Source organism: Ktedonobacter sp. SOSP1-85 (genome assembly GCF_016587415.1).
In the GTDB taxonomy this organism is placed as follows: Bacteria; Chloroflexota; Ktedonobacteria; order Ktedonobacterales; family Ktedonobacteraceae; genus Ktedonobacter.
Genome location: NZ_BNJI01000001.1, coordinates 4518999 through 4545284, shown reverse-complemented (window position 1 = coordinate 4545284; position 26286 = coordinate 4518999). Strand labels below are relative to the sequence as shown.

Here is a 26286-nt window from a genome sequence, read left to right as displayed (position 1 = left end):
AGAAAGGCAAACAACAAGGATGAAGACAGTACGCTTCGCTCGCTATGGTGGGCCAGAAGTCCTTGAAGTCCAGGAAGTAGCGGATCCAACACCAGCAGCCGACCAGGCACTGATCGAGGTCAAAGCTACGACGGTCAACCGCCTGGATCTCTTTCAACGTGATGGCAATCGTCCTGTCCCACACCTGCCCTTTACTCCCGGGCTGGAAGCCGCAGGGATCGTGCTCGCGGATGCCCATGGCTTCCATGCAGGAGAGCATGTATTGACCACTCGCGCCGCCGAGGCCACGGGAGGCGGTGGATACGCCTCTAAAATCGCGGTTCCCGCCGACCACCTGGCTCGCCTGCCAGCAGGGGTGAGCTTCGAAGAGGCCGCCGCCGCTGGCCTTGCCGCCTCAACTGCCTGGGGCAGTCTCTTCGACCTGGGAAAGCTACAAGCCGATGAGCGAGTCCTTATCTGGGCAGGCTCCAGCGGCGTTGGCACCGCGGCGATTCAGCTCGCCAAACAGCGGGGGCCTGGGTCGCCACCACCGCCAGTTCGACGGAACGGGCAGAGGAACTGCGCAAGCTTGGCGCAGACCTGGTCATCAACCATCAGCAGCAGGATGTAGGCGCGGAGCTACAAAAGCTCGGCGGGGTCCAGCTCGTTATAGAACTGGTCGGCTCAACGTTACAGCAGAGCATTACAGCATGTGCACCTAATGGGCGTGTCGTCTTGATCGGCAACCTGGGAGGCAAGGAGAGCACCGTCGACACACAGACCTGGCGCCTCAAGCGCTTAACGGTCATCGGCGGCGGGCAGCTACGTGCCGCGCCACGCGACGAGCAGAATATTCTCCAGCTCATTGCGGACAAGGCATTTACCCCATTGATTGCGCGTGTCCTCCCTATTGAACAGGCAGCCCAGGCTCATGCATTGCTCGCCTCAGGCCAGGTGCAAGGGAAAATTGTGCTGCTACATACGTAGTTCTACCTGAAACATGCAAAGGAGTTTGTGAAAGCATGCAGAAGACCACTTCGTCCATCAGTAACAATATTTCATTTACACGCGGCGTGCCCGCGCTCGAGGCCTTGCCAACGACCCTCTTTAGCGAGTGCCTGCAAGCGGTTCTCGCGGGTCCAGACGGAAAAACTGTGCTCCAGTATGGGCATAACGGTGGCTATGTGCCCCTCAAACAATTGCTCGCGGAACAGTATCAGGTAGACATCGACCAAGTACTCATTGGCAATGGCTCGCTACACCTGCAAGATATGCTTACCGCTCAACTGGTCCAGCCCGGAGAAGTCGTCTTTACCGAGCAGCCCAGCTATGATAGGGCCATCAAGACCTTTCGCCGTCGTGGCGCCAAAGTGATCGGTATTCCGCTCGCGCTCGATGGCGTCGATATTACGGCCCTGGAAGAGGCCCTGGCTCGCTATACGCCTCGCTTTATGTATATCGTGCCCGATTTCCAGAATCCCGCTGGTGTGACGACCTCCCGCGAGAAACGCCAGGCTCTGGCGCAACTGGCGGAGAAGCATGGTTTCTACCTGGTTGAGGATGTGCCTTACCGCACGCTGCGCTACAGTGGCGAAACGCTGCCGCTACTGCGCGAACTCAACCCCGAACGAACCATTACCGTCAGCTCATACAGCAAGCTCATTAGTCCCGGAATCCGTGTCGGCTATCTCATCGGCCCACGCGATATCGTCAAGCCACTCATCGCGCTGGCTGAGGACACGACGCTCGCCCCGGTGCTTCCCACGCAAGCCGCTGTACTGGAGTTTCACGAGCGCGGTCACTTTAAGCGCAACCTGGAGAATCTGAAGCAACTCTATGCCCCACGTTTGCAGGCGATGATCTCCGCCATCAAGACCTACCTGCCGGGTATTGACTTTGCCGAGCCCGAGGGTGGTTTCTTTGTCAGCATCACCCTGCCCCAGGAGAGTAACTACCAGCACTTGCTCCAGCGTGCCAAAGAGCAAGGGCTCTTGCTCACTGATGGGAACGGCTTCTTCGCGGACCACCTGAACGCCCAGGTCAACCAGGCACATACAGGTGACCGCTTTGTGCGGCTCCCCTTCTGCGCCCTCACACCTCAAGAGATTGAGGCCGGGATGCAACGCCTCGCCGAATTGGTGCGCGCCTAAGCTAGTTTCTAGCAGAGAGCCTGTTCGCAGGCTCTCTGCTACCACCTCTCCTTATCCATTACAGTCTTCTCATACATTCCTGTTTGCTTCCTTTTCATCAACGCTCTTCTTACATGCAGGACAGGCATAGACTACACCTACCACGCTACTCAATCCCATAAAAACGGTTTGAAGCGCGATACTACAATATTAAATAATCGTTAATATTGCGAAATGCGACTTTATAATATTGACACAGTTGCTCTATTTTCGTATATAGTTATAAGCAATAACTTAGCGATCACACCTCAAAAGTATTTATACAAGAAATAGATGCATGTGCGGAGGGTTTTGTGAACAATCCAGAGGGTTTCGCCTACAGGCATGATGGGATACGCCTGCACCAGTATCAGCGAGCCATACTCACTCGCCTCCCGCTGGTCGCAGCCGAGGTCACGCACTTTGATGAACTCCTGCAATGGTTGGGGGAGGCGCTCATCCACTACTTCCATATTCAGGTCACTCAATTCTGGGTTGGTCATCACCGCACGACGACAGGACAACTCTACCTGGAACTGCGCATGATGGTCTTTCAGAACCCCTTCCTCTCGCAAGAGATCGTCGTCAATCCCCAAATGGCAGAGGCCATAGAACGGATCTTCCTCGAACGACGCGGCCTCATGCCTCAGAGCATTGATGCCTTTTTCCCGCCCCAACAGACCCAGGCACTTCACTACAATCATCTCAGCTACTGGTCCTGCTACTTTATGAGCCATGGCGCCCTTCTACCAGCAGCTAAAGGGCAGGGCGGATTGAGCAAAAGCAAAATTCCCTTCTCCATGGCGGTCACCCTTCTCTTCCAGGAGATGCCACACCCACGCCTACTTCCAGTTATCAGCTCTATCTTAGAGCAGGCCATCGTTGCCGCCAAACAATATCAACTCCTCAAACCCCTCACGCTCTAGGAGTGTGCAATAGGAAGCCATATGTGGCCCGACGCTGCTGAAGCACGCGTCTACATATGATGGGGCCATTATATGTAGACGCGTGCTTCAGCAGCGTCGGGCAGCTCACTTATTTAGCCAGGTCCTTGCGGACCAGGATCGCCATGTCATATGAGCCATCGGTGCTGCCGATGGCCTGGCGGTACCACCACCAGTTCCAGATGTGGGAGGCCGCGCTTGCCGGGTTAAACTGCGCATGTGCTGGCGGCATGTCGCCATAGCTGAGCCAGAGCAGGGGGCCAACGCCTCCCCAGGTTGGCTGACCGGCGCAGTTATTCGTATTTGTCGGCACACAAGGAGGCGGCTTATACCCCTCGTCCCACCAGGTACGCATATGATAGGTCGAGACCACGTACTGGTTCTTGTAGAGCGCTTTATAGGTCGCCAGGCAGTCACCACCGACAATCACCACCGGCGCGTTGGTTGAGAGCGGAGGGCAGACATTCTGCGAATCGATGTTCAAGAAGGTTGTCTGGTGATAATCGCGCAGGTACCAGGCGAAGGGCCAGGTCGCATCGCTCACCACGCTAACCGGCAGTTTCTTCTCTCCGTGATACAGCTTGTTATCCACAGCGTCAACCTTCGCCATCACTTTATTGACGTCAAAGGTCGTCTGCACATACACCATCATTTCGTGCGGACCATCGGCGGCATGCACATATGTGACCTGGAACATATTCTGGAGCGTTGGCACGAGCAGCAGTAGCGCGAGCACGAGGACTGCAATAGAGCCAAAGACCCGTCCCGAAGACGGAGGGCGAGAAGTCACCGGTACACCCACGGGAGTGCCTGCCCGCGCGTTCAAGCGCTGGCGCGCCCAGTCTACAACCGTCACCACCGCTGGCTGCAAGCCGAGCGCGGCCAGTAGCATCATCGGCATCGTCATATGGATCATCAGCCAGGGCATCTTCTCGCCCGCCCAGGAATAGATGAAGACGCTACCCACAAACCAGTACACCAGGAAGAGGCGGAAGCGCGATGGGCGCCGGAGGCAGCGTACCACGCCCACGAGACCAAAGACCAGGCCGATCTGCTCATACAGCGGGATCAGCATAAAGTAGTAGTACCAGGGCTGCTCGCCACGAGCGACCTGCTGCTGCTGCAACCAGTAATACAAGCCCTGCCAGATGCCATCCCCAATGCCGCCACGGATATTGGTAAAGAGGACCGTAAACAGGATCAAGAAGACCGCCCAGCCACACAAGATAGCAAAGACCCAGTGCATCCAGGGCATCGTCGTAACCACGTCAAGCAAGGGCTGGCGCACAGGATCAACAGACTTCGCCACGCCCCGACGACGCCCGTCGTAGACAGGCAGTTTCTCGAAGTATTCCAGCATCAGAATGACAAGCACATAAATGCCCAGCGCGATGCCCAACCAGGGCACAATCGCAACAGTGATGTTTTTTAGATTGGCCACAAAATTATTCGCCAGTGGCTGCGTCTTGGGATCATTGATATAGAGCGAGACGGCGTGCATGTAATGGAAGAAGGCCAGAGCCACCGGCGCAACCACAACGGCCAGAATCAGCAACGCCAGGGGCGCCCACGTTCGGGGCAGGAATTTTGCTGCCTTTGGCGCACCCTCGGGTATGTCCTGCGCAAATGGGAAACGCACGGCGATATCCCAGACGACCAGGCCCACAAAGAAGCTACCCAGGATCGCAACCGTGAGGAAGGTCGCCTCCTTGGTCGCGTAAGAGAGCGCAAAGGCAACCGAGCCAGTGATCAACCATTTCAGCGAGCGATCACGGCAGTAACGCGCCATCGAGACCACCAGGAGCAGGGTAAAACAGGCCATGTAGATATCTTCGCGCGCGAAACGCGAGAAATACACCAGACTGGGCGAGATCGCCAGCAAGAAAGAGGCCAGCAACGCCCCATATTTTCCCAGATAATCGCGAATAAAGAAAGGTAAACCAACGATCACCGTCCCCAGGGTCGCGGCGGCGATGCGTACCGTTGTGGTATTTACGCCATTGTCCGAAAATCCCAGTAACTGGCATATTTTGTACACCAGGGCAATGGCATGGAACTGGAAGGGACCATGCAGCAACGGATCATAGTGGTAACAACTGCTGGTAGGGCTAAAGCAACTCAGCCAATTCTCCATGTTGTGCATCAACATCAGCGAGTAGTAAGCGTGCAAGCTTTCGTCGTGATGCAGAGGCTTATCGCCCAGGTTCCAGAAACGCAGGATAGCGCCCAGCAAGACCAGGCCGAGAAAAGGCGCCCAGGCGATTACCTGTTCGCGCGAGGGGAGTTTGAAGGTAAAGCCCTGGCCAGACGGCTGTAATTTCTCTGCATAGGCCTCTGTCTCAAATGAGGGCTGCTCCTCCTCAAGCGTTTGGGACTCACGCTCCGACTGCTCCTCATCTTTGCGCACAACATGCGTCGCCACAGACGCATCCTCTTGCTCCGGCGCGCTTGCAGCACGCTCTTCATCCGCCCCTGGTACTTCTGCATGGGACGGCTCCAGGGGCAATGCAGTGCTCACAGCTTCAGGCTGCGTTTCGGTCCTCCCCTCACTCAGAGCCTCCTCTGACTGTTCCAGTTGTGTTTGCTCATCTGGAATCGTCTGCTGAGGGATAGGCTCATCTCGACGAGTGTCAGTATCTGGTCGCTTCAAAGACTCTTCCTCCTTGCACGGCTTAGCATAAATAATCGCTCAAGTGAATGCTTGATCTATTTCAACCCGTGATTACACGTTGACTTTGTAAATGGTCACACCATTCGCATTATAGACAATTTGCATAAAAGCGGCAAAACGATGGAGATCAGCCGCCTGGTACTTTCGATACTCTAAAGGCCCAACGTATAGATACTGGATGTTGTAACGCGCCATATTTTGCAGGACTATCTTCTTATCAGGATCCTGGTAGATTAAGTCAACCGCTGTCTGCCGCTGGTTGAAATCCTCCGAGTTCTGCGCTGTATGCAACATTGTCACACGCCATTGCAGTTCATGCCCAGGCCAGTTGATCGGGCTCGACAGGCCAGTAAAGATGGAGATCCGTCCATATTCAGAATATTCGGCGCCAACCGCCTCCACGATGCCAGGGTTCCCCTGTACATGCGTGTTGAGCCAGAGAATAGCATCATAGTCGCCCGGATACGTTGGATCGCTCCGTAAGTAATCAAGCCCATTTAAGCTTCCCGTTGAGGCCAACAGACGACTCGGCAAAGGAAATTTTCCTGGCCCATAACGCGCATAGGGGGCCTGCAAAGGATAGAGCATGCCAGACAACAGGAAGAGCAGCAATAATGCATACCAGCCCACGACTCCAGCCATTTGCCACCAGTATGCCACAAGTGCGCCAATTTTCACAGGGCGAAAACTCTGCCAGAGAAAGTATAAGCCAGCACCCGAGGCAATTGAGAGCAACGCCCAGGCCTGAAAATAGAATTTAAAGACTGTGTTCATGCGCGGGTCCTGGTCCGCAAAGACATCGCGCAGGAAGAAGACTTCACAGCCCGCGATGAGCAGAAAGGCTAAGGCCCCCAACAAAAGTGGGTAGGCATGGGCGCGGTCTCCCAGGTGATAGAGCGCGAGCAGAAACGCCGCCAGCGCAATACCCGCCGCCACCAGAAGCGTGGCGCTATTAGGTACCAGGACCAGAACCAGCAGGCCCGCCACCAGTAAGATAGCCACAAGTAACCAGGCAAAGCGTGAATTGCTCAGTGTCAACCAGGAGGGTGTCTCCTGCGGATACAGCTCCGCCAGGTCCAGCAGTGGGCGCTTCAACGCGCTGGCAAAGAGAAACGAGAGCACCACAAAGGCGAAAATACCGTAAATAAGCCACTCGCTACCGAGCGCCGAGCGATTTCCCGGCTTCACCAGTCCCACGCCCTGCGCTGGCGAGACAAACGTGATAAAAAAGGGCAGATACAACAGAAATGTCAACACAACAAGCGAGACACAGGCCACAACGATATCGACGACCAACACCCACGAAAAGTTCCGCTGGTAGGTAAGCCATTGTTGAAGCGCGATACAAGCCAGACAAAGTCCCACATAGGTTGGATAATCCCACCCATTCATCAAGAAGAGCCCACCCAGGATCAAGGCGGTGCAAACAAGGGTCAGTACCAGCCGCCAGCTCTCACCAAAGACGTTTAAGCCGCGCCCTGTAGGCTCTAAAAAGAGATTGAAAACGGCGCCAATCCCCAGCACGGTAAAGGCAAAGGCCAGCACATGCGCATGAAAGCAGGACAGGAGAAAGCTAAAGGCGGGAAACTCATTGATCGTCTTATTGATGACCCGCGAGGGGCCAACCCAGAAGGTGTAGGCCTGGTCAAACGTGGTCGTTACCATGCCATGGTTCTGCCACCATAACTGTGTCGCGGCCAAGTTGCCCATGAGCAGGGCCATCACAATCGTGAGCAGGCCAAAGACAATGCCGCCCGCCAGCGGCGGATACACCGTCGAGGGATGCTCCTGTGAGACAGTCCCTCCTGCATGCACCTTGCTGCGTAGGTAACGCGCCCAGGCCACGATATTGCAGGTCACGCCAAAGAAATTGAGGCCAGTTAAGCCAAAGAGCAGGCAGATACCCGTATTAAAAGCAATATAGGAGGGTTGATTGAGCAGTTTCGCCAGCGTCGCGATAAAAAAGTGCGCGTAATAGTAGTAGTTGATGGGCGAGCCGGCATACCACATATCAGCTGGCGGGAGATGCTCGCTGCGCAGAATAGATGCCAGGAAGCCTTCATCCATAAACATCTCCCAGCCCCGAATCTCAGGACCAAAGGAGCGTACCCATCCCAGCAGACACATCATTCCCAGAAAAATAATCTCGGTCGCTATCACATATCCCAGGTTCACACGCAGGACCTTGCCAACCTCGTGATATGTCTTCCTCCAGCCAAATAGCGCCAGCGCCGCGAGAATACACAGCACTCCCACCAGAAAGAGCCGGGTATAGGGCAAAAAACGCAGCCACATCAGCGGACACCAGGCACAAAATACAAAGACAATCGCTCCCAGCGACTTACTAAATGCCCAGCCCCGATCGGGCAAATTATGAAAGACCATCAAAGCGAGTGGGAAACCGATCAGACCGATAACCTCAATCAGCGCCCACATCTGTAATAATTCCAGCATAGCTTCTCAACCTGAATAGAGGACTCTACTAAATATATAAACGGCACATCCTGCCGTTCCTTCATATCATCAAGCTCTACAGTCATGACCATTGGGCCTGCCTCTGCGCACAAACGCCCCTCTGGGTCAAGAGTGTCCGATGGTAGGCTGGCTTTGCCAGCCCACCACCAGACATACTTTACCTTACTTCTCTGGCAGTGAAAGGCCGCTAATTAACTTTTGATACACCTGCTCGGATGTATAGGGGTATGGCTGCTGATGCACAAAGATGCGCACCATAGGATGATCAAAGACCGAATAGCTCTCATCCGCCATACTATCGTCAAGGGTAATACCTAACAGGTGTGGACGCACCTCAAACTGCGCCGCCAGCCGAAAGCCAAGCTGTCCCTGGAACAAGAGTTGGTAGTAGCGGATAGTTAAGGGATAGCGCTCAGGCATCCGAGGAATCGATTTATCCAAACGATCAGAGGCCATAGTAATCGCATTGAGGGTGGGCAAGAGCCGGGCCAGGACCCGCGCCTTTGCCAGCGTGTCATCATCATAGAGACCCAGACCCGTGGTCATATTCCCCTGCGCATCCGCGTAGCTTGCCTGGGCAAAATAGGAGGGATCGTGGCCATCGATAGCCACGGGCAAGGCATCATCCCATTGCTCGTATGTCAGGACACTGCCACGCGCCAGGTGCGCGTACAGCCAGCGCGAAGCCTGGATACGCGTATTGGGCTGGCTATAGACCTGCAAGAGTGCCAGGCCCTGAAAGAGCGTTCCTCCCACTACCAGCACCAGTAGGGCTCCTGTCACCAAACGAGGGCCATAGCCACCTCGTAGGTGCCTCCAGAAGCCAGCAGGAGCCTTGACAGGTGGCGCGGACCAGCCCGCTGCTACCAGCGCGACCAGGACGGTCGCAGCCAGGAGTGCACATAGGGGATAGATTGGCAAGAGATAGCGCATAAACTTGACATAGAAACTCCCGGTGATGGCGCTATACGTCACCATCCAGGCGAAAACAATCCACCAGGTTGAGGCCAGGGTACCCCGCCAGGTCGCCCAGATCCCCCAGCAGAAACCACAGATGGCAGCCAGGCCTAGCGTCAAGCCCAGACCCCAGAAGAGCAGGTTATAGCCCTGGTAGAGATAGGGCAGCGTCTCCGCGAATTGTCGGACATAGGGGTAATCGAGGCCGCCCCGCGCCATCGAGCCCTGCTCCGTCACCTGCGCAATATAGTTATGCATATCCAGCCAGGCATATGGCTGTGTCACAAAAAAGGCCACCACCGCCAGCAAGAGCGGGAACAGGAAACCAACCAGCGCCTCCGCAATATCACGCTTACGCAGGTAGCGCAACAGCACCGCAATGACTATAGGTAAACCCAGCGGAGCCGCGCTAAACTTGGTCGCCAGGGCCAGGCCAAAGCTAATACCAGTCCAGCTAAGCCAGAAGAGGTCATGGCGCGTCAAGACATATTTGACACATCCCACAAGCGTCAAGAGCTCAAAAAAGAGCAAGAGTGTATCTACAGTATAGAAATGCGAGAGTTGCAACTGTAGGGGCGTAAACGCGACCAGGCCCGCCGCCAGCAGAGCCACACTCCAGCTTGCACGATAACTAAAGCCACGCTCCTGCGTCAAAAGGCGCGCCAGCCAGGCTGTCAACAGGAGCGAGCCTGTATCAAAGAGTGCCGAGACCGCTCTTCCCACCAGGGAGAGTGCGGTATAAGACAGAGGCCAGGCAAAGAGGCGCGAAAGCAGAGACCAGGTACCAGCCAGCAGGTAGAGGGGCAGCGAACCATAGGCAAAAAAATGTGGATTAAGAGGTGAGTGATCTGGATCTAGGAATTGGGCCATGCTGGCTGGCCAACCCAAAGCAGCCACGCGAAATAAGATTTCCCGCTCATCTGGATGAAAATTCTCTCCCATATCCCAGTTGAGACCATACAGGCGTGCACCTAGACCTAGAAGAGCAATAACCAGGAGCAGTGAGAGCTGCCAGTGCCATACAAACTTTCGTCGCATATAATGCTATCCTCTGCTATACATTGGCAAGCATACTCTCATCTACCGAGCGCCACGAAATCGCTCACCACGTGAGTGAGGTGCCCGCGAAGCTACACCAATCCCATTATTTCCTCTGCCAAAAAGGAAACTGCTTGAATTATAAATATCAGGGAAGCCAGGGTCAAGAGAGCAGAGCTAGTGGGCACCCTGCATCTGAAGTTGCAACAACTTCTGCTCGATCTGTTGCCAGACCAGCTGCTCAGCCTCGTTCACGCGTAGCCGCTCACGCATCATCAGCTGTGATACCCAGCTACGAAAATGAGTGAGATAGCTTTGCTGCAAGGGATAGGGCGGCATCTGACACAACTCTACCTGTTGTAGTGGATAATAGGCACCCGGCTGAAAGGCAATATTCATCAGCTCAGTGTAGGCCGCAAAAAGCGCCTGACGTGACTCGGGAAGGAAGAATTTCGGGCGCGTACTTAAACCAAGGAGGCACCCTGCGATGGTATCGCCCAGGAGAATAGGGTAGGCCATAGCGCTTTGCTCGTGCTCTCCCCAGACAATGGGGAAAAACTGGAAGCCCTCAGAACGCTCTGTCACCACGCGCGCGCGCCCCATATTGATAACATAGCCCGCCAGGGACTCCGCACCGAGAAAGGCCGTATGATGCTCCAGCTCACGATCCCAGGGTGGCGTACCGCGCCCAATGATTTCACGCACGCTACGCACTTTGCCCCCCTCACCTGGTGGCATACATGTGATAACCGTCAATTCCAGGCCGACCCGGTGTGGATCGAGATGCTTGAGCGCCTGCTGTAACACCAGATCGCAAATCGCATTGAAGCGCAGAATAGCCGTCAGGTCACAATGGGCATTAACGATGCGCGAGTAAAAAAGCGCAGGAATCTCAAGATTCTCCGTGCTCTCCTCTAGCAAATCGGGATCTCTAAAGGGCTTGCCCACTTCCTCAGGTAACAACTCCACAAACCTGGCACGATGTTCTGGCAAAGTCTGGAGCAACTGGCGTAAATTCTGTGTTCGAGGAGTTGATTCGCCACTGGCCCAGCGTGTAAGCGTCACGGGACTGATGTTAAGTAGACTAGCGATGCGCTGCTTCTCTTGAGGATCATGAATAATCCTTCCGAGGAACTCACGCCAGGTTTGTACCTCGCTCACCGTATATCCCCCCATATCGCGGCTCAATGTTGAAATATGGTAGTATCATAACAGCAAAATATTCGCAAGTCAAACTTAATGCATATATCATATATAGTTAATTTAATGCGATAAACGCGCAATTTCTCTTCTTAAGTTATATAAAAGGTTAAATAAAAGAAAGGGAGCAACCGACACCGGCTTGCTCCCGATAGAGATGTACGCACTTCTTATGCGGCGTGTATTTTGGCCACGACGGAGCTTGCCTCGACCGTAGCGAGGGCCGCTACGGCTGACTCGTGCTCGATTACCAGTGTGCCGTTCTCGCTATCACTATCCACGGTCACCTGGTCGCCCTCCTCTATTGCGCCACGCAGAATGGCCTCAGCGAGCAAATCATTCAGCAGAGACTGGATCGTGCGACGCAACTGGCGCGCACCATAGGAGACATCATAGCCATGCTGCACCAGGAAATGACGTGCCTGAGGGGTTACCGTCAAGGTCACTGGCAGGGCGGTAAAGCGCTCATTCAGACGGCTCTGGGTCTGATGGATCATCATATCTACGATCTGGTTCAGGTGCTCACGCGTCAACGAATGGAAGACGATGATATCATCAAAGCGATTGAGCAGTTCAGGACGGAACATCCCTTTCAAGGCCGGCAAGACGCGCTGGCGAATACGCTCCGTATCCTCCTGCTGTCGTACCTGGGCATTCTTCTGCCGTGGAGTAAAGGCCATCGAACCGGTCGAGAGCTGCTCAGCTCCTGCGTTCGAGGTCAGAATAATAATCGTATCTCTGAAGGAGACGCTCTGTCCATGCGCATCCGTCAACACACCATCATCCAGAATCTGCAAGAGCAGATCAAATACCTTGGGGTGCGCCTTCTCGATCTCGTCGAAGAGTACCACGCTATACGGCTGGCGACGCACGGCCTCCACAAGCTGTCCAGGCTGGTCAGAGCCGGCATAGCCGACAGGAGTACCAATCAAGCGCGAGGCGTGGTGGCTCTCCATAAATTCGGACATATCAAAACGTATGAGTGCCTTGCTATCCGTGAAAATGGTCTCCGCCAGGGCACGCGCCAGCTCTGTCTTCCCTACGCCGGTTGGTCCCACAAACAGGAAGGAACCAATTGGGCGCCGTCCATCATGCATCGAGGAGCGGGCGCGGCGTACGGCACGTGCGACGGCCTGTACAGCTTCGTGCTGCCCTACCACACGCTTATGCAATTCATTCTCCAGCGAGAGCAGCATGCGGCGTTCAGAGGTCGTCAGGCGTGTGACGGGAATGCCCGTCCAGCTGGACACAATATGCGCAATAGCCTCTTCGTCAATCGTAGGGTAGGCCTCGCCATCAGCCATCCAGCTCTGCTCAGCTAGCCAGAGCTCGCCCCGCAACTCCTGTTCCCGCTTGAGCAAGACCAGCCCCTTGTGAAAGTCCTGCTGCGAGATGGCATAATTTTTCTCACGTGTTGTGCTTGCCAACTGGTCGCGCAGATGCTGGATCCCCTGGGGGGGCAGCGAACGCTTCACACGCGCACGCGCGCAGGCCTCGTCAACCAGGTCAATGGCCTTATCGGGCAAGAAGCGTCCCTGAATATAGCGCTTCGACAGTTGCGCGGCACTCTCGATGGCGGCGTTGGTGATATTGACCTCGTGGAATGTCTCGTAGCGTGGACGCAGTGTGCGCAGACAGGCGATGGTCTCATCAATAGTCGCCTCGGGCACTATCACGGGCTGGAAGCGGCGCTCCAGGGCGGGATCAGCCTCGATATGGCGGCGGTATTCCTCCATCGTCGTTGCGCCAATACAGCGGAACTCACCGCGAGCCAGCAACGGCTTGAAGAGATTGGCGGCATCAAGCGACCCCTCGCCACCCGCACTCTGCACCAGGGTATGCACCTCATCGATAAAGAGAATCAGGTTCTTTGCCGCCGCGACCTCGCGCATGACTCCGCGCAGGCGATGCTCAAAATCGCCGCGCAGCTTGGTACCCGCAACCAGGGACGCCACATCTAATCCGACCACGCGACACTGGCGAAACTCGTCAGGTACCTGCCCCTCGATAATCCGCGTCGCCAAGGCCTCGGCCAGGGCGGTCTTACCGACACCCGGTTGTCCGATGAGGATAGGATTGTTCTTCGAGCGACGTGCCAGAATCTGGAGCATACGCTCAATCTGTACCTCGCGCCCCACTACCGGCTCCAACTCCTCCATCAAGGCATCCATAGTCAGATCACGACTATACTCATTCAGGAGAGGGGTCTCATCATAGAAAGCCTGGAAACGCACCGCGAACTGGAGGTTATCATAGCCTTTATTCGTCAGTTGTTTGAGTTGTTTCTGTGCAGCGTCCGCCGAAATATCCATAGTATTCAACACCCCCATTGTCGTGCTGTCCTGGTCTACAAAAATAGCGCGCAGCAGATGCTCTAGCGAAACAAGTTCTTCATTCTCCAATAGGGCCTCCTCTTCAGCTCTTTTGAGCGTTGCACGGGCGGATGGGTTGAGCGCGGGCGTGCTGATCAACGCTTTATGACCAAATCCAAGCACAAACTCCAGGGTCTGGGCGACCCGGTACGGGCTGGTATGCATTGACGCAAAGAGGGCTTCTATCAGAGGATTATTTAGCTTGAGCAACCCCAGGAACAGATGAGCACTACCCACCGAACGATGGCAGAGGCGAATCGCCTCTTCACGCGCCAGGGCAAGTACCTGGCGAAGTTCGGGGGTATAATTACTGTATTTTTTGGGCTGCTTCATCCTTAGCTCCTTTTTGAGATAACCACGTCAAGATAATGAGAATAGAGCGAGACTGTAAACACACGTCTCTCATGTCACGAAAGCCACGTTAAGAGAGACAGGCTATCGACCAGTAAGTGTTTAGCAAGGCTGTGTTGCAATTGTACTCTAAAAGGTTTCCCAGACTCTATCCCGAAAAAGTTTTTTTGCCTTGTACCAGGCCCATAACTACCAGTCGGCAAGGCCCAACCCCCATTGAAAAAATATAGGACCACACCCCCCAATAGTACCAACCAGGCGCTCTCTAGCAGGGAATTTGTGGTCCAACACGAGTGATACAGCAGGCGGAGCCTCAATGCAAGATCGATTCCTCGGGTGTAGCGAGCAGGAGCGCGGCCCCAACCAGAGGCGCATCCTCCTTAAGGCGAGCAGGGATCAATACCAGGCGTGTCCAGTTTAAGCGGGCGTCTATCTTCTGCTGCAAGAGGGGGAGGAGAAATGGGTTATGCAAGGCAATCGCGCCACTCACGGCGATAACCTCAACCTTGGTGAGCTGGGCCAGGTTCACCAGGCCCAGAGCCAACTTGTCACTGAAGGTCTCCCAGAAGGCCGAGTCCTGTAATTGCTCGATGGGGCGCCCATAGCGTTGTTCAAGCTGCCTGCCACCAGTAAAAGGCTCCAGGCATCCGATCTGCCCACAGAGACAGCGCAACTCATTTCCATCTAGCAACTGATGCCCAATCTCAATGGAGACCGTCACTCCCACGCCCGCCTTCTCAAGATGTATGGCGGCCCCCGTACCCGTGGAGAGCGTTACATAGGCACAGCGCTCGCTCGACGCCAGGACACCAAAACGCTTCTCGCCCAGCAGCCCACACACGGGATCATGTGCCAGGCGAGCTGGGCAACCCAGGCGCGTCTCCAGATCGGCGGCCAGGGGCTGCTGAACATAGTCCAACAAGTTGGGGGCAATCGTGACCATCCGGCCATCCAACGCAAGCCGCCCACCAATCGAGACCCCAATTCCAGCAAGAGCTTTCAGTAAGCCATGTTCGCGCAGGGTCCCACATATCTGCTCCACCTGCTGTGCATACTCTTGCGGCGTCGGAAAACGCGCCAACAGGGTAAACGTGGGGGTATCAAGTGAGGCAAAGAGGCCAATACGTGTGTTGGTTCCTCCAATATCCACACCGACAGTGGGGAACATCATCGGCGTAGATGAAGTGTGTGCCATGTGTGGTAAGGCATCTGACTGAGTTGGCATCGCAAGACATCCTATCTCTTTGTAGCTGACACGACTATTTTCCCACTCTCATGGGAAGGGAAAGCTCCCTTTCCGTGTTTGTAACTGAGAGAGGGCTATAAAATAAATTTTATGTCAACTATAATACATAGTAATTCTTAGAACTAACGAGGTATTCGTGACAGACAAACAATCAATACAAGGGGGAAATGGTGTTCCCCCACCAGCGAAAATCGATCCTTATGGTGCGCTCCGTATTCGCGACTTTCGTCTCCTGTTCCTGGGTTCGCTCATCGCGAGCATAGGTCAGCGCATGCTGAGCGTGGCTATTGGCTGGGAACTCTATGTACGCACACATTCAGCACTTATTCTGGGCGGAGTAGGCCTGGTACAGGTCCTACCGGTCATATTTTTATCACTTCCCGGTGGCCAACTCGCCGATACGTATAACCGCAAACGTATCATTCTGGTGACAGAGGCCGCCCTGGTGCTCATCTCACTGGCCCTGGCGGCTCTCTCCTACACCCAGGCCCCCATCTGGATGGTTTATTTCTGCCTCCTGCTTGTGGGATGCGCATCCGCGTTTAACAGTCCCGCTTCCGAGGCCTTTCTCTCGGAAACGGTTCCCGAAAATAGCTTTGAGAACGCGGCGACCTGGTTCAGCAGCTCATGGCAACTGGCCTCGGTTCTCGGCCCGGCCCTGGGCGGCTTCGCCATCGCTCTCTTTCACGGCACCATTCAGGTCTATCTCTTCAACACCCTGACAGGCCTCCTCTTCGTCATCCTGCTCTGGCAGATACGAACCCTGGTTCCGACCAGTATCAAGAAGACAAGCAGTAAAAAGACCACGCTTCAGGACCTTGGCGAGGGCTTTGCCTTTCTACGCCATGCCCCGATCATCCTGGCCGCGATTACACTTGATCTCTTCGCCGTGCTCCTGGGCGGCGCGACAACCTTAATGCCCATTTTCGCGCAGGACATTCTCAAGGTTGGACCTACAGGCCTGGGGTGGCTGGAGGCCGCGCCCTCGCTTGGCGCTATCTGCGTAACGCTATTCATCGCCCATCGCCCACCCTTTCAGCGCGCCGGGCGGACCTTGCTCCTGGCGGTCGCGGGCTTTGGCCTGGCCACAATCGTCTTCGGCGTTTCGCAGTCCTTCTGGCTCTCGCTCGTGATGCTTTTCTGCCTGGGCGGGTTGGACAATATTAGCGTCATTATTCGCAGCACCCTTATGCTGACTCGGACACCCAATCATATGCGCGGGCGGGTCTCGGCGGTCAACTCCATTTTCGTCGCCTCATCCAACCAGTTAGGCGGCTTTGAGTCGGGAGTCACAGCCCAATTCTTAGGGCCTGTTCTCTCCGTGGTAATCGGTGGCATCGGCACCGTTCTGGTTGTCTTAGCCGTAGCTGGCATCTGGCCCGAGATGCGCCGCCTGGGCACGCTACGCGAGACAGGAGACGAGGCCGTAGCGCTCACAGCCCAAAACGAGATTGCTGAAGCGTCTGAACTCCCAGTTCAATAGCAATTGTAGGCGTCCTCCTGCTCGGGATCGCTAAATACAAAAGAAAGACCAGCTTATATAAGCTGGTCTTTCTTTTGTATTTAGCGATCCCGAGAGGGGTCGAACCTCCGACCTACAGATCCGCAATCTGTCGCTCTATCCACTGAGCTACGGGATCAATCATGTGCTATTCAATTGTTTGCAACACCAATCGTTGCCGACTGATATCTGGCGATCCCGAGAGGGGTCGAACCTCCGGCCTACAGATCCGCAATCTGTCGCTCTATCCACTGAGCTACGGGATCAATCACGGGTTGTATACTACAGCATTCGTGGAGAATTGTCAAGAGCTTTGAGGGCCTTTTTTCAAAATTAGTTTTTCTAAGCATTCAACTCTTCAGAAATGGCTGCCGCATCCTTACACAGAACCCAACGCCACTCTCGTGGCTAACACTAACGCGCTCAGGGTTCTGTATAGGCACTTCCCCTGTTGGCGCAGAGATAAAATAAGCAGACATATACTCTACACCGGGTAACCAGGTTACAGGATCGCGGCAGACACAAGAACTCACAATAAGACCAGCCAGAAACGCGTAAGAAGCGAGCAGGGCGCACTAAACACGCTCAGCGCGTATTGCCCGAATCGTATCAGTGCGCATGCAACCCAGTCCCTACATCATAAGTGACTATGCAAGCCCCTCAATGACATCACGCGCGCGTGCGAGAGCATCGCGACGCACATAGTAGTAGGCCCACAGGCCCTTCTTACGGCAATCGACCAGTCCCGCATCACGCAGAATGCGCAGGTGGTGCGAGATTGTTGGCTGCTCTAGTGTGAAGCTCTCTACTATTTCAAAGACACACACTTCTCCTTCGTGTCGACTTAGCAGGCTCAAAATGCGCAAACGTGTCGGATCAGCCAGCGCCTTGAGCAGGCGCGCCTGAACCACGGCGTCATCCTCACTTAGAGTGGGCACAAATTTAGGTGCAATACCTACGGTAGTGCTCCCGAGAGCGGCCGCCGCCTGGCGGTGTAGTGCATTGGCGGCAGATGGTGCCGAATTCACAGCTGCTGTCGCGATACGATTGGTATTTCCCTGATTCATCGATGTCATAAACTTCTCTCCTTCCATCCTCCCAACCGGATGTCAAACCTACGATTGAGTCTGGGGTTTTTCGTATGGTACCTTTACCTATAATAACTAGATACCTATAATAATTATAGAACTCTATCCAAATCGGCCTTGTAAATACACTTTGCCCATCAGTCAGAAACGGCTTTTTTTTCTCTTAAATCTTCACCTGTCACTAAATGGGCAAAGGTATTCTTTGGCGTTCTGGCGCTATTCTAGCGGGCAAAGAGAAAGAGGAATAACCCAACAACAATCAACGTCATTCGCCCATCTGAGCAAGCTCTGAGAAGCTTTTACGCAAAAACTATACAGGATAGATCCTAACAAGACAGGCCTCCTTATATAAGGAGGCCTGTCTTGTCAGCAAAGTACCAACGCTCTTAATGGTACCAATGTTGATAGTAGAGAAAAATCTGTCAAGATGGAGGCAAGCGCTGTCTGCCTCCATCTTGCATGTAAGAGGCATCGTTGAATACCAGGCGCATAACAAAAAGAGCGAGAGCGAGATAGATATGCTCTACCTCACTCTCGCTGTACGTTTTCCTCGCCCCCTATGGGAAACAAGCGTTACTTCGTTGGCTCTGGGCGCACCTGCAAATGTAATTCGTTAAGTTGCCTGTCATCGACCGGGGCGGGCGCTCCCATCAGCAGATCTTGCGCGCTCTGCGTCTTGGGGAAGGCAATTACTTCGCGAATATTGTCCTCGTCAGCGAAGAGCATGACCAGGCGGTCGACGCCCAGGGCGATGCCACCGTGGGGGGGCGCGCCATACTCAAAGGCCTCTAGCATATGCCCGAACTGCTCCCGGATCTGCTCGTCGCTCATTTTCATCAACGAGAAGACCTTATGCTGGAGTTCGGCCACATTGATACGGACGCTACCACCGCCGACCTCAAACCCGTTACAGATGATGTCATACTGCTTGGCGCGAATGTCCAGCGGATTGGAGTCCAGGCGCTCAATATGCGCCTCATCCATGCCCGAGAAGGGATTGTGCTCCGCATCATAGCGCTGGAGATCCTCATCGTAGTGGAACAGCGGGAAGTCCACAACCCAGCACAGCGCCATCTCCTCTGGATCGATCAGCTTCAGGCGCTCCGCCATCTTGACACGCAGGCGGAAGAGGACATCATTGGCAACCTTGGCACTGTCGGCCACAAAGAGCAGGAGATCGCCAGGCTGGCCCTCCAGGCGCTCCACAATGGCCTGCACCTCTTCAGGAGCCATGAACTTGGTCAGGGGAGACTTAATCGCGCCGCCCTCCTGAATCGCCAGTTGCACCAAACCTTTGGCCCCCAGTGTACGCGCAAACTCGGTGATCTCATCGACCTCTTTGCGCGTATAGCTTGCGCCACCAGGCACCTTCAAGCCCTTGACCATGCCGTTCGCGGAGAGTGCGCTCTTAAAGACGCCAAAGGTACCCGCCTCCGCCAGGTCTGAGATCTCCACCAGGGGAAGATCAAAGCGCAGGTCGGGGTGGTCCGTGCCATAGCGGTCCATGGCCTCTTTAAAGCTCAGATGTGGGAAGGGACGCTGCTTAATACGCTTCTTCGTCGTCTTCTCGATCAGCTTAATCAGCATATCCTCGATAAGACCCATGACATCTTCTTCAGAGACAAAGGCCATCTCGACGTCAAGCTGAGTGAACTCAGGCTGACGGTCGGCACGCTGGTCCTCGTCGCGGAAACAGCGCGCGATCTGGAAATAACGATCCAGTCCCGCGACCATGAGGAGCTGCTTGAGCTGCTGAGGCGACTGGGGCAGCGCGTAAAACTCGCCCTCATACAGGCGGCTTGGCACCAGATAGTCGCGCGCGCCCTCTGGCGTACTCTTCATCAGGATGGGCGTCTCAATCTCCAGGAAGCCACGCTCATCGAGATAGTCGCGCATCTCCTTGACGATGCGGTGGCGCAGGATGATGTTATCGCGCATATGGGGGCGGCGCAGGTCGAGATAGCGATACTTGAGGCGCAGAGGCTCATCGACCTGGATTGCGTCGCTATTGATCGGGAAAGGCGTCGTGCGCGAGTGATTGAGAATCTCAATCGACTGAGCGACAATCTCGATCTGGCCTGTGGGTAACTGTGTGTTCTCTGTTCCAGGGAGACGACGCTTCACCAGTCCTTTTACCTGCACTACATACTCTGAACGTACCTCAGACGCAATCTGATGCGCCTCGCGCGAACGTTCGGGGTCGCAAATAACCTGCGTTAAGCCATAGCGGTCGCGCAAATCGAGAAAGATCAGGCCACCATGGTCACGGCGACGATTGACCCAACCGGAGAGCGTCACCTCGCGGTCAATATCCTTCGCGGTCAACTCGCCACAGGTGGCGCTGCGAAAATGCACCTCAAAAGCCACGTTACAATGCTCCTTACTGCTTTTTATTGCCTTTTATTTCCATGTATCGGACGATACCGCATAGATCTAAAGATTACGGATAATGATACTGCGAACAACAAAAAAAAGCTACCTTTCCCAATGTCAGTTCCCAGCCAGCGGCTTGCTGTTTCTTGCGCTGTCGAGAACTGTCAAAGGAGAGGTAACTTCCTGGCCCGCTCAGGGCTGGCAATCGGTCGGGATCTTGCTGGTGTCAATAGTGAGTTGTGTGCGTGGAGCATCCACCGGCCCCGTCTGCGAGACCAGGTAGAGGATGTTCTCCCCTGGATCGGCGGCGATACCTTTTACATTACCCAGTAAGTTCGTCGACACATATTGACGCGATAGCTGGACCTTAATAGGGGATGTACCAGTTGTCTGCCCCTTTGGCGCCGTCTGCGAACTGCTCGAAACCAAGTTCAAATCAAGCAAACGATGGCTGGCACCATCCGCGACGAATAAGTGGGGCGTCCCCCCTACCTTCATGGCAGACAGAACAGACGAGGTCGCGCGTGAGATCAAGAGCGTCGCCTGGATCTGTGGAGCAGGAGCCGGCACGGCCATTTTACTTGTAAAGGCCTGTGCACTGGCGTTGAGCGGAGCATAAATGGGCTGTTGCACTCCAACGTTGACCGCTGCACCCTTGCCCCCATTGAACTGCACACTCTGCACGGTACCATTGTCAAGCAAGAGGAAGAGTTGTTTGCCTGGGAAGGCTGCCATACTCAGGATGTTAGCCGAAGAGAGTTGCATCTCTGGTGGCACCGCATTCGCATCAGTAGCGCCAACAACCTTATCCAGAGCATAGTCGAGAATGAGCGCGGTGTTGTCAGCGTTAGTCGACGTGAGCAAAACATACGCGTCTTTATCCCAGGCCGAGACGAGGAGCGGCTTATAGCCCTTTTTGATCTGATCGTCAGGAATAGTGATTTTTGCGTCTGACGTTGTGAGTGCTCCACTATCATCTGGCGTGAACACCTGTAAACTATAGCTCGTTCCACTATTCAGGGTAAGCACAAGAAGATGTCCGTCGGCGCCCGTGATGGAGGTAATCTGCCCATCCACGCCTTTGAGCTTATCGCCTAACTTATGCTGATTATCATCCATAAGATAGAGCGAGCGATAATCATACCCTTCGGTATAAGAAAACTTCTTGTTATTATGCTGTACTACCGCCAGCCCAAATGGTTGCACCTTCGCGTCACCGCTGGCAATAGAAACAGTGGTGGTGTTAGCACAGAGGAGGTTTGAAATCAAATAACGCCGATTATAATTGGTGATCGCACTCTTCGTGCTGGTCTCAAGGTCACTATTGAGGCTGTCTAGTTTTGCCCGCTGATCGCTCGTCAACGAAACCGTCTGGACTTTTCGCAGTTGCTGTTGCGCTGTCTGCAAGTCCTGGAGAGCATTTTCGGGATGATTGGCGGTCAGCTTTACCCTGGCGCTTGTTATATGCTGATCGGCAGAAGTGAGCGATTCATTGACATTGACGCCCAGTTGCCCAAGCCCCAGAAACCAGAAGGCCCCGCCACCAACCAGCGCCACAATTAAGAGCACGAAAAGCGCAAGTGTGGGAAAGAGAAGTCGCTTGCTACGTGGCGATGGCAACGGGACCGCCGTTTGCGGCGACGCCATCCCCTCCGTCGAGGTCAGGGGACCACTTGCCACACGCAAGGGTGTGTTGCCATAGGACGCGTCAGCATTGGGGGCCAGCAGCCCAACCGGGGCGCCCACCAGGCTCCCCATAATCTTCGTGGGCTCTTCACTGACTTCACGGCTGGTCATACGCATTGGACGACGCGCATTGGGCGGTTCCCAGCCCAACTCCTGGACACGGATCACAATCGCGGTAATATTATCGGTTCCGCCATTCTCGTTGGCGCGCTCAACAAGGTGATAGACGCTCTCACGTGGCACATATTGATCAACAATCGAGCGTAGTTCTTCATCATCGACCATGCCCGAGAGGCCATCAGAACAGAGGAGCAGTGAGTCATTTTCATCGAGGGGTTCCGCAAATATATCGATCTCAACCTCGGCATTCGTACCCAGCGAACGCGTAATCACATTGCGTTGCGCATGAGAACGAGCCTGGTCCTGCGTGAGCAAACCTGCACGCACCTGTTCTTCAACCCAGGAGTGATCCTGCGATACCTGGCGTACCTGCCCCTTATGCACCAGGTAAGCCCGGCTATCACCTACATTTGCAACATAGGCCGTGCTTCCTCGCAGAACAGCGGCGACGCAGGTAGTACCCATCCCGCTACGCATCACGCTTTCCGCGGCTCGCTGGTGAATTGAGGTATTCGCACGCTTAATGGCATATACGAGTGATTCGGCGACATCATCCCTATCATCTTGATAGTACACTTTGCTGATCGTGTCGACAGCAATTTCGCTTGCTACTTCGCCTGCGGCATGCCCACCCATCCCATCGGCCACAATGAAGAGAGCCCCCTTCTTTGCCATCATCTGGGCATCCTTAGGAATGACGTAGGCCATATTGTCTTCATTATGGGGACGTCTACGGCCAACATCAGTTAGCTGTGCGACATCGAGCCGAAGTTGTTTGGACAACGCGCATCTCTCCCGTCAATCAGTAGCTCTCATAGTGTGTAAAGACGTGGTACGAAATAGACACACAGAACACACTAGGCGGTTGCTGGAACCTTAGGCTATAATACACCGATGCAGAGAAAAACGCAATGTAGCGCATAGAGCACGTGGTGAGATTTTCTCTTTCGTGTATTGCCTGTCTCGTTTACTGTTCCAGAGTATACTCTTTCAATAGAGAGCATGCAAGATATTTAGCTTGCGGTACTAGCAAAACCAGAGCAAAAGTCCTGGAAATATGCCGCTTTTGCTCCTGCTGGCCAGGCATAGAGTCTATGGAGCCGCGCACATGATCGATACCACCTTTTACGCTCAGCTACAGGCCTTTGAGCGCATGCATCCATTTATCCCGGCAGAGATAGTCGGCGAGGCACTCTCCTCCAGGCCAGAAGCCTGGCTGGATCAGTTCCAGAGCCGCCTGAGCCAGCTTGGTTTTACCCAGCCGCCCCTCGCGACCTCCACCACGTCCCATCCCCCGGTAGGTAAAATACCCACGCTCTTCTATAGTGAACGTTGCACACACCCACATTCGACCCTGTTACTCTATAACAGCTACTCCCTATCAGGAAACCAACCATGGCACAGTCTTCCTATTTTTGCATACCTGCAGGCCCTGGAGGCAGTTAAGCATATCCTGGGCGATCTGCCGCTCTCTATCAAATGGCTGATCCACTTCCAGCAGGATACAGAGACAGATCTTCTCCCGGCGTTTCTGCGTGCTAACCAGTCCCGACTCCAGGCCAATGCCTGCCTCTGGGATGATACCATCGGGACCTATGAGGCCGGTCTCAACGCCGCTAGCGCCCCACTCCTTCTGCTTGGTAGCAAGGGCCGCCTGGGCGTCAGCCTGTATACTACCTCGCCCCAGGCGGCCAGCCATAGCATGCATGGTGGCATCGCACCTGGCGCCGCGTGGAGATTGCTCTGGGCCCTGCAAAGCATCAAGGATGAGCACGAACAGATCCACCTTAAGGGCTTTTATGATGCCATCGAACTGCCCACGGAGGAGCTGTTGCAGGCAACAGCTGAGCTGTTGGATCGCTCGGAACTCTTGCGCCAGCGTTGGGGCCTACCAGCCTTAGCCCTTGACCTTGAGGGTCTACAACTGCACTACACGCAGCTACTGGTCCCCACCTGTAGCCTCACTATGCTCACAGGTTTGCCTTTTTCTGCGAACGCCAGCGATAATGGCGAGCACGTGGTGACGCATGCGCAAGCAAACCTGGATTTTCACCTGGTCGCGGGGCAGGTCCCCGAGCGGATCTATACGCAATTACGCCATCATCTTGACGAGCGAGCCTTCCACGATGTTCAGACTCGCTGGCGCTATGGTTATCCTCCAACCCCTGCACAGGCCCCAGATGTACCCTTTGTACAACTGGCACGCGCAAGTAGTGAGCTAGCGTATGGGCAACGGCCAGCCTTGCTTCCAACAACCGCGAGTAGTCAGCCGCTTGCCCTCCTTGCTGCCCAGCATTCCTTACCTTTTGTCATCACTGCGCTGGCCGGAGAAGCTGAGACCTCAGACTTCACCAGACAGACAGCATTACTCATTGCTAGCTTTGCGCAGAGAAAAAGTGGAGAGCGATAAATAGCCATATATTTCGTTCTCTCTTATGAGCATAGTTGCAATTGAAGAGAATTTCCTCCCATATAGGAAACAGGCTAATAGGGCCATTTATTATACAACTCATCGCTTAGAGAGTATACTAAAAACTGTCAGGGCTCTGATCAGGGTCTACAGTTACAGCTAACAGCCGATATTTAGTATGAGAGCATAATACACAACATTTTCTACCCTGATCGTTCGTTATAACTCTGTTTTTTCGTCCAACATCGAACTCTTTAAAGCTCTCACAGCAAGAGCCTATCACTCTCATCTATCTGCATCAAGGCATTTACTGCCAATATTTCATTAAGCAACCAGAATGGCTGGCTGTTACTGTAAAAAAAGCGACGTTATGCAGCTATAGGAGACTGTCATCGATATGCATATAGGTATCAATGCTCAATTGCTATCCTTCGGTCAAAACTATCGCAATGGTGGTGTCAGCCGCTATATACGTTACCTGCTCCGCGAATTAGCCAGGCAGCCAGGAGAGCACCACTACACAGTCTTCATCAATGGAGAGGATATCATTGAGCAGCTACATGCCTATCACCCACAGATTACCTATGTTTCCGCTCCCTGGCCAGAGACTCAGCCAACCGCACGTGTAACCTGGGAACAATTCACGCTTCCAAATCAGTTACGCCAACGGCACATCGACGTTCTTCATTCCCCGGTGAATGTTTTACCAGCCCTGCTTCCCAAAAACTGTGCCAGTGTTGTAACCCTGCATGACCTCGCGTTTCTGCGCTTTCCTGAAGTACTGACAACAAGTAAACGCCTGTATCATCGCACGTTTACGCTTCGCAGCCTGCGCCAGGCTACAGCGATTATCAGTGTCTCGGAGAGTACGCGCGCCGACGCCCACACCCTGGCCCACATTCCGTTGGAGAAGATCCACACTGTGCATATGTGTATCGATTCACGCTTCGCAAACGTTCACTCAGAAGAGGAACGTGCAGGCTTCCGTCAGAAACACAGGCTTACGGATGGGTATATTCTCTACCTGGGAACGCTTGAGCCAAGGAAGAACATTCCAACCCTAATCAAGGCCTATCATAGCTTGCGGCAAAGCCAGGGGCGACGTGAGAAGCTTGTCCTGGCTGGCGGCAAAGGGTGGCTCTACGATGAGATTTTCGCCCGCATTCAACAACTGGGGCTAGAACAGGACGTCATCTTTCCAGGCTATGTGAATGATCAGGATCAGGAGCTCTGGTATCAAGCAGCCAGTGTTTTTGCCCTTCCCTCGCTCTACGAAGGGTTTGGTATCCCGGTCGCGGAAGCGTTAGCAGGAGGTACACCAGTGGTCACGACCAATGTATCAAGCCTCCCCGAGGCAGGTCTAGATCTGGCGCTTTGCGTCGCACCTCAGGATAGCGAGGCCCTGGCCTCAGCCCTTCACCAGGCCTTGACCGACACTCAGCTACAGGAGCGTTGTCGCAGGGAAGCGTATAAGGTGATGGAGAGCTTCTCCGTCCAGCGGATGGTCACAAAAACGATTGCGGTATATGAGCAGGCCGCCCGGGAACGGCCTCGACAACAAGTAACGAACTAGCTATTTATTTGTGAGATTAACACGCGTTTCTTTCTGCCCGCGAAAAGCGTCTTTATTATTTGAATGAACTTTAAGGCATCCAGGCGCTACTCCTGCATAGAAATATACAGAGAAGCCAAAGTGCCATAGTAATA

General features: G+C 54.3%; 16 protein-coding genes and 2 tRNA genes. 7 read left to right on the top strand and 11 right to left on the bottom strand.

Features of this window, described 5'->3' with window-relative positions; translation table 11 throughout:
• The first annotated feature begins 19 nt into the window (after nt 1-19).
• The 4 genes from KTE_RS19025 to KTE_RS19010 all read left to right on the top strand — a co-directional run bounded on the left by KTE_RS19025 (nt 20) and on the right by KTE_RS19010 (nt 3073).
• Nucleotides 20-610: an alcohol dehydrogenase catalytic domain-containing protein gene (locus KTE_RS19025; RefSeq protein WP_201383570.1), complete on the top strand. Its 591-nt coding sequence runs from the start codon at nt 20-22 to the stop codon at nt 608-610.
• Complete coding sequence (locus KTE_RS47580) at nt 559-966, top strand: zinc-binding dehydrogenase (protein WP_236600668.1); 408 nt, start codon at nt 559-561, stop codon at nt 964-966. The genes KTE_RS19025 and KTE_RS47580 overlap by 52 nt, the downstream gene beginning before the upstream one ends.
• 35 nt (nt 967-1001) lie before the next feature.
• Nucleotides 1002-2129: a PLP-dependent aminotransferase family protein gene (locus KTE_RS19015; RefSeq protein ID WP_201383566.1), complete on the top strand. Its 1128-nt coding sequence runs from the start codon at nt 1002-1004 to the stop codon at nt 2127-2129.
• Between the two features lie 332 nt (nt 2130-2461).
• Entirely contained in the window at nt 2462-3073 is a 612-nt protein-coding gene (locus KTE_RS19010; RefSeq protein ID WP_201383564.1) for a hypothetical protein, read from the top strand.
• Between the two features lie 109 nt (nt 3074-3182).
• On the opposite strand, the gene KTE_RS19005 is transcribed toward KTE_RS19010, so the two are convergent.
• The 6 genes from KTE_RS19005 to KTE_RS18980 all read right to left on the bottom strand — a co-directional run bounded on the left by KTE_RS19005 (nt 3183) and on the right by KTE_RS18980 (nt 15380).
• Entirely contained in the window at nt 3183-5741 is a 2559-nt protein-coding gene (locus tag KTE_RS19005) for a flippase activity-associated protein Agl23 (RefSeq protein ID WP_201383562.1), read from the bottom strand.
• Between the two features lie 72 nt (nt 5742-5813).
• Nucleotides 5814-8216 (bottom strand): DUF2298 domain-containing protein, encoded by a 2403-nt coding sequence (locus KTE_RS19000; RefSeq protein ID WP_201383560.1) that lies wholly within the window; start codon nt 8214-8216, stop codon nt 5814-5816.
• Nucleotides 8217-8399: 183 nt separating this feature from the next.
• Nucleotides 8400-10232, bottom strand: coding sequence for a phospholipid carrier-dependent glycosyltransferase (locus tag KTE_RS18995; protein WP_201383557.1), 1833 nt, complete (start codon nt 10230-10232; stop codon nt 8400-8402).
• Between the two features lie 177 nt (nt 10233-10409).
• Nucleotides 10410-11393 carry a hypothetical protein gene (locus KTE_RS18990; protein ID WP_201383555.1) on the bottom strand — a complete coding sequence of 328 codons (984 nt, stop codon included), beginning with the start codon at nt 11391-11393 and terminating at the stop codon, nt 10410-10412.
• Between the two features lie 209 nt (nt 11394-11602).
• Nucleotides 11603-14137, bottom strand: a complete 2535-nt coding sequence (locus KTE_RS18985; protein WP_201383554.1) for an ATP-dependent Clp protease ATP-binding subunit — start codon at nt 14135-14137, stop codon at nt 11603-11605.
• Nucleotides 14138-14468: 331 nt separating this feature from the next.
• Entirely contained in the window at nt 14469-15380 is a 912-nt protein-coding gene (locus KTE_RS18980) for an ROK family protein (protein WP_201383552.1), read from the bottom strand.
• Between the two features lie 157 nt (nt 15381-15537).
• Between KTE_RS18980 and KTE_RS18975 the strand changes: the two genes are divergently transcribed.
• On the top strand, nt 15538-16884 hold the full coding sequence (locus KTE_RS18975; protein ID WP_201383550.1) for an MFS transporter: 1347 nt from the start codon (nt 15538-15540) through the stop codon (nt 16882-16884).
• Between the two features lie 84 nt (nt 16885-16968).
• Here KTE_RS18975 and KTE_RS18970 read toward each other — a convergent pair.
• From KTE_RS18970 to KTE_RS18950, 5 genes are all read right to left on the bottom strand, one after another.
• Nucleotides 16969-17041 (bottom strand) — tRNA-Arg (locus KTE_RS18970).
• A 51-nt stretch (nt 17042-17092) separates the two neighbouring features.
• Nucleotides 17093-17168, bottom strand: a tRNA-Arg gene (locus tag KTE_RS18965).
• A gap of 381 nt (nt 17169-17549) precedes the next feature.
• Nucleotides 17550-17978 (bottom strand): helix-turn-helix transcriptional regulator, encoded by a 429-nt coding sequence (locus tag KTE_RS18960; RefSeq protein ID WP_007910917.1) that lies wholly within the window; start codon nt 17976-17978, stop codon nt 17550-17552.
• Nucleotides 17979-18563: 585 nt separating this feature from the next.
• A complete protein-coding gene (aspS, locus tag KTE_RS18955; protein WP_201383548.1) occupies nt 18564-20357 on the bottom strand; it encodes an aspartate--tRNA ligase in 1794 nt (597 codons plus the stop codon).
• 198 nt (nt 20358-20555) lie between these two features.
• Entirely contained in the window at nt 20556-22952 is a 2397-nt protein-coding gene (locus KTE_RS18950; RefSeq protein WP_201383546.1) for a Stp1/IreP family PP2C-type Ser/Thr phosphatase, read from the bottom strand.
• A 325-nt stretch (nt 22953-23277) separates the two neighbouring features.
• On the opposite strand from KTE_RS18950, the gene KTE_RS18945 reads away from it, so the two are divergent.
• Together KTE_RS18945 and KTE_RS18940 are read left to right on the top strand one after the other, a co-directional pair.
• Entirely contained in the window at nt 23278-24579 is a 1302-nt protein-coding gene (locus tag KTE_RS18945; protein ID WP_201383544.1) for a peptidase dimerization domain-containing protein, read from the top strand.
• A gap of 397 nt (nt 24580-24976) precedes the next feature.
• On the top strand, nt 24977-26152 hold the full coding sequence (locus KTE_RS18940; protein ID WP_201383542.1) for a glycosyltransferase family 1 protein: 1176 nt from the start codon (nt 24977-24979) through the stop codon (nt 26150-26152).
• Nucleotides 26153-26286: the final 134 nt, after the last annotated feature.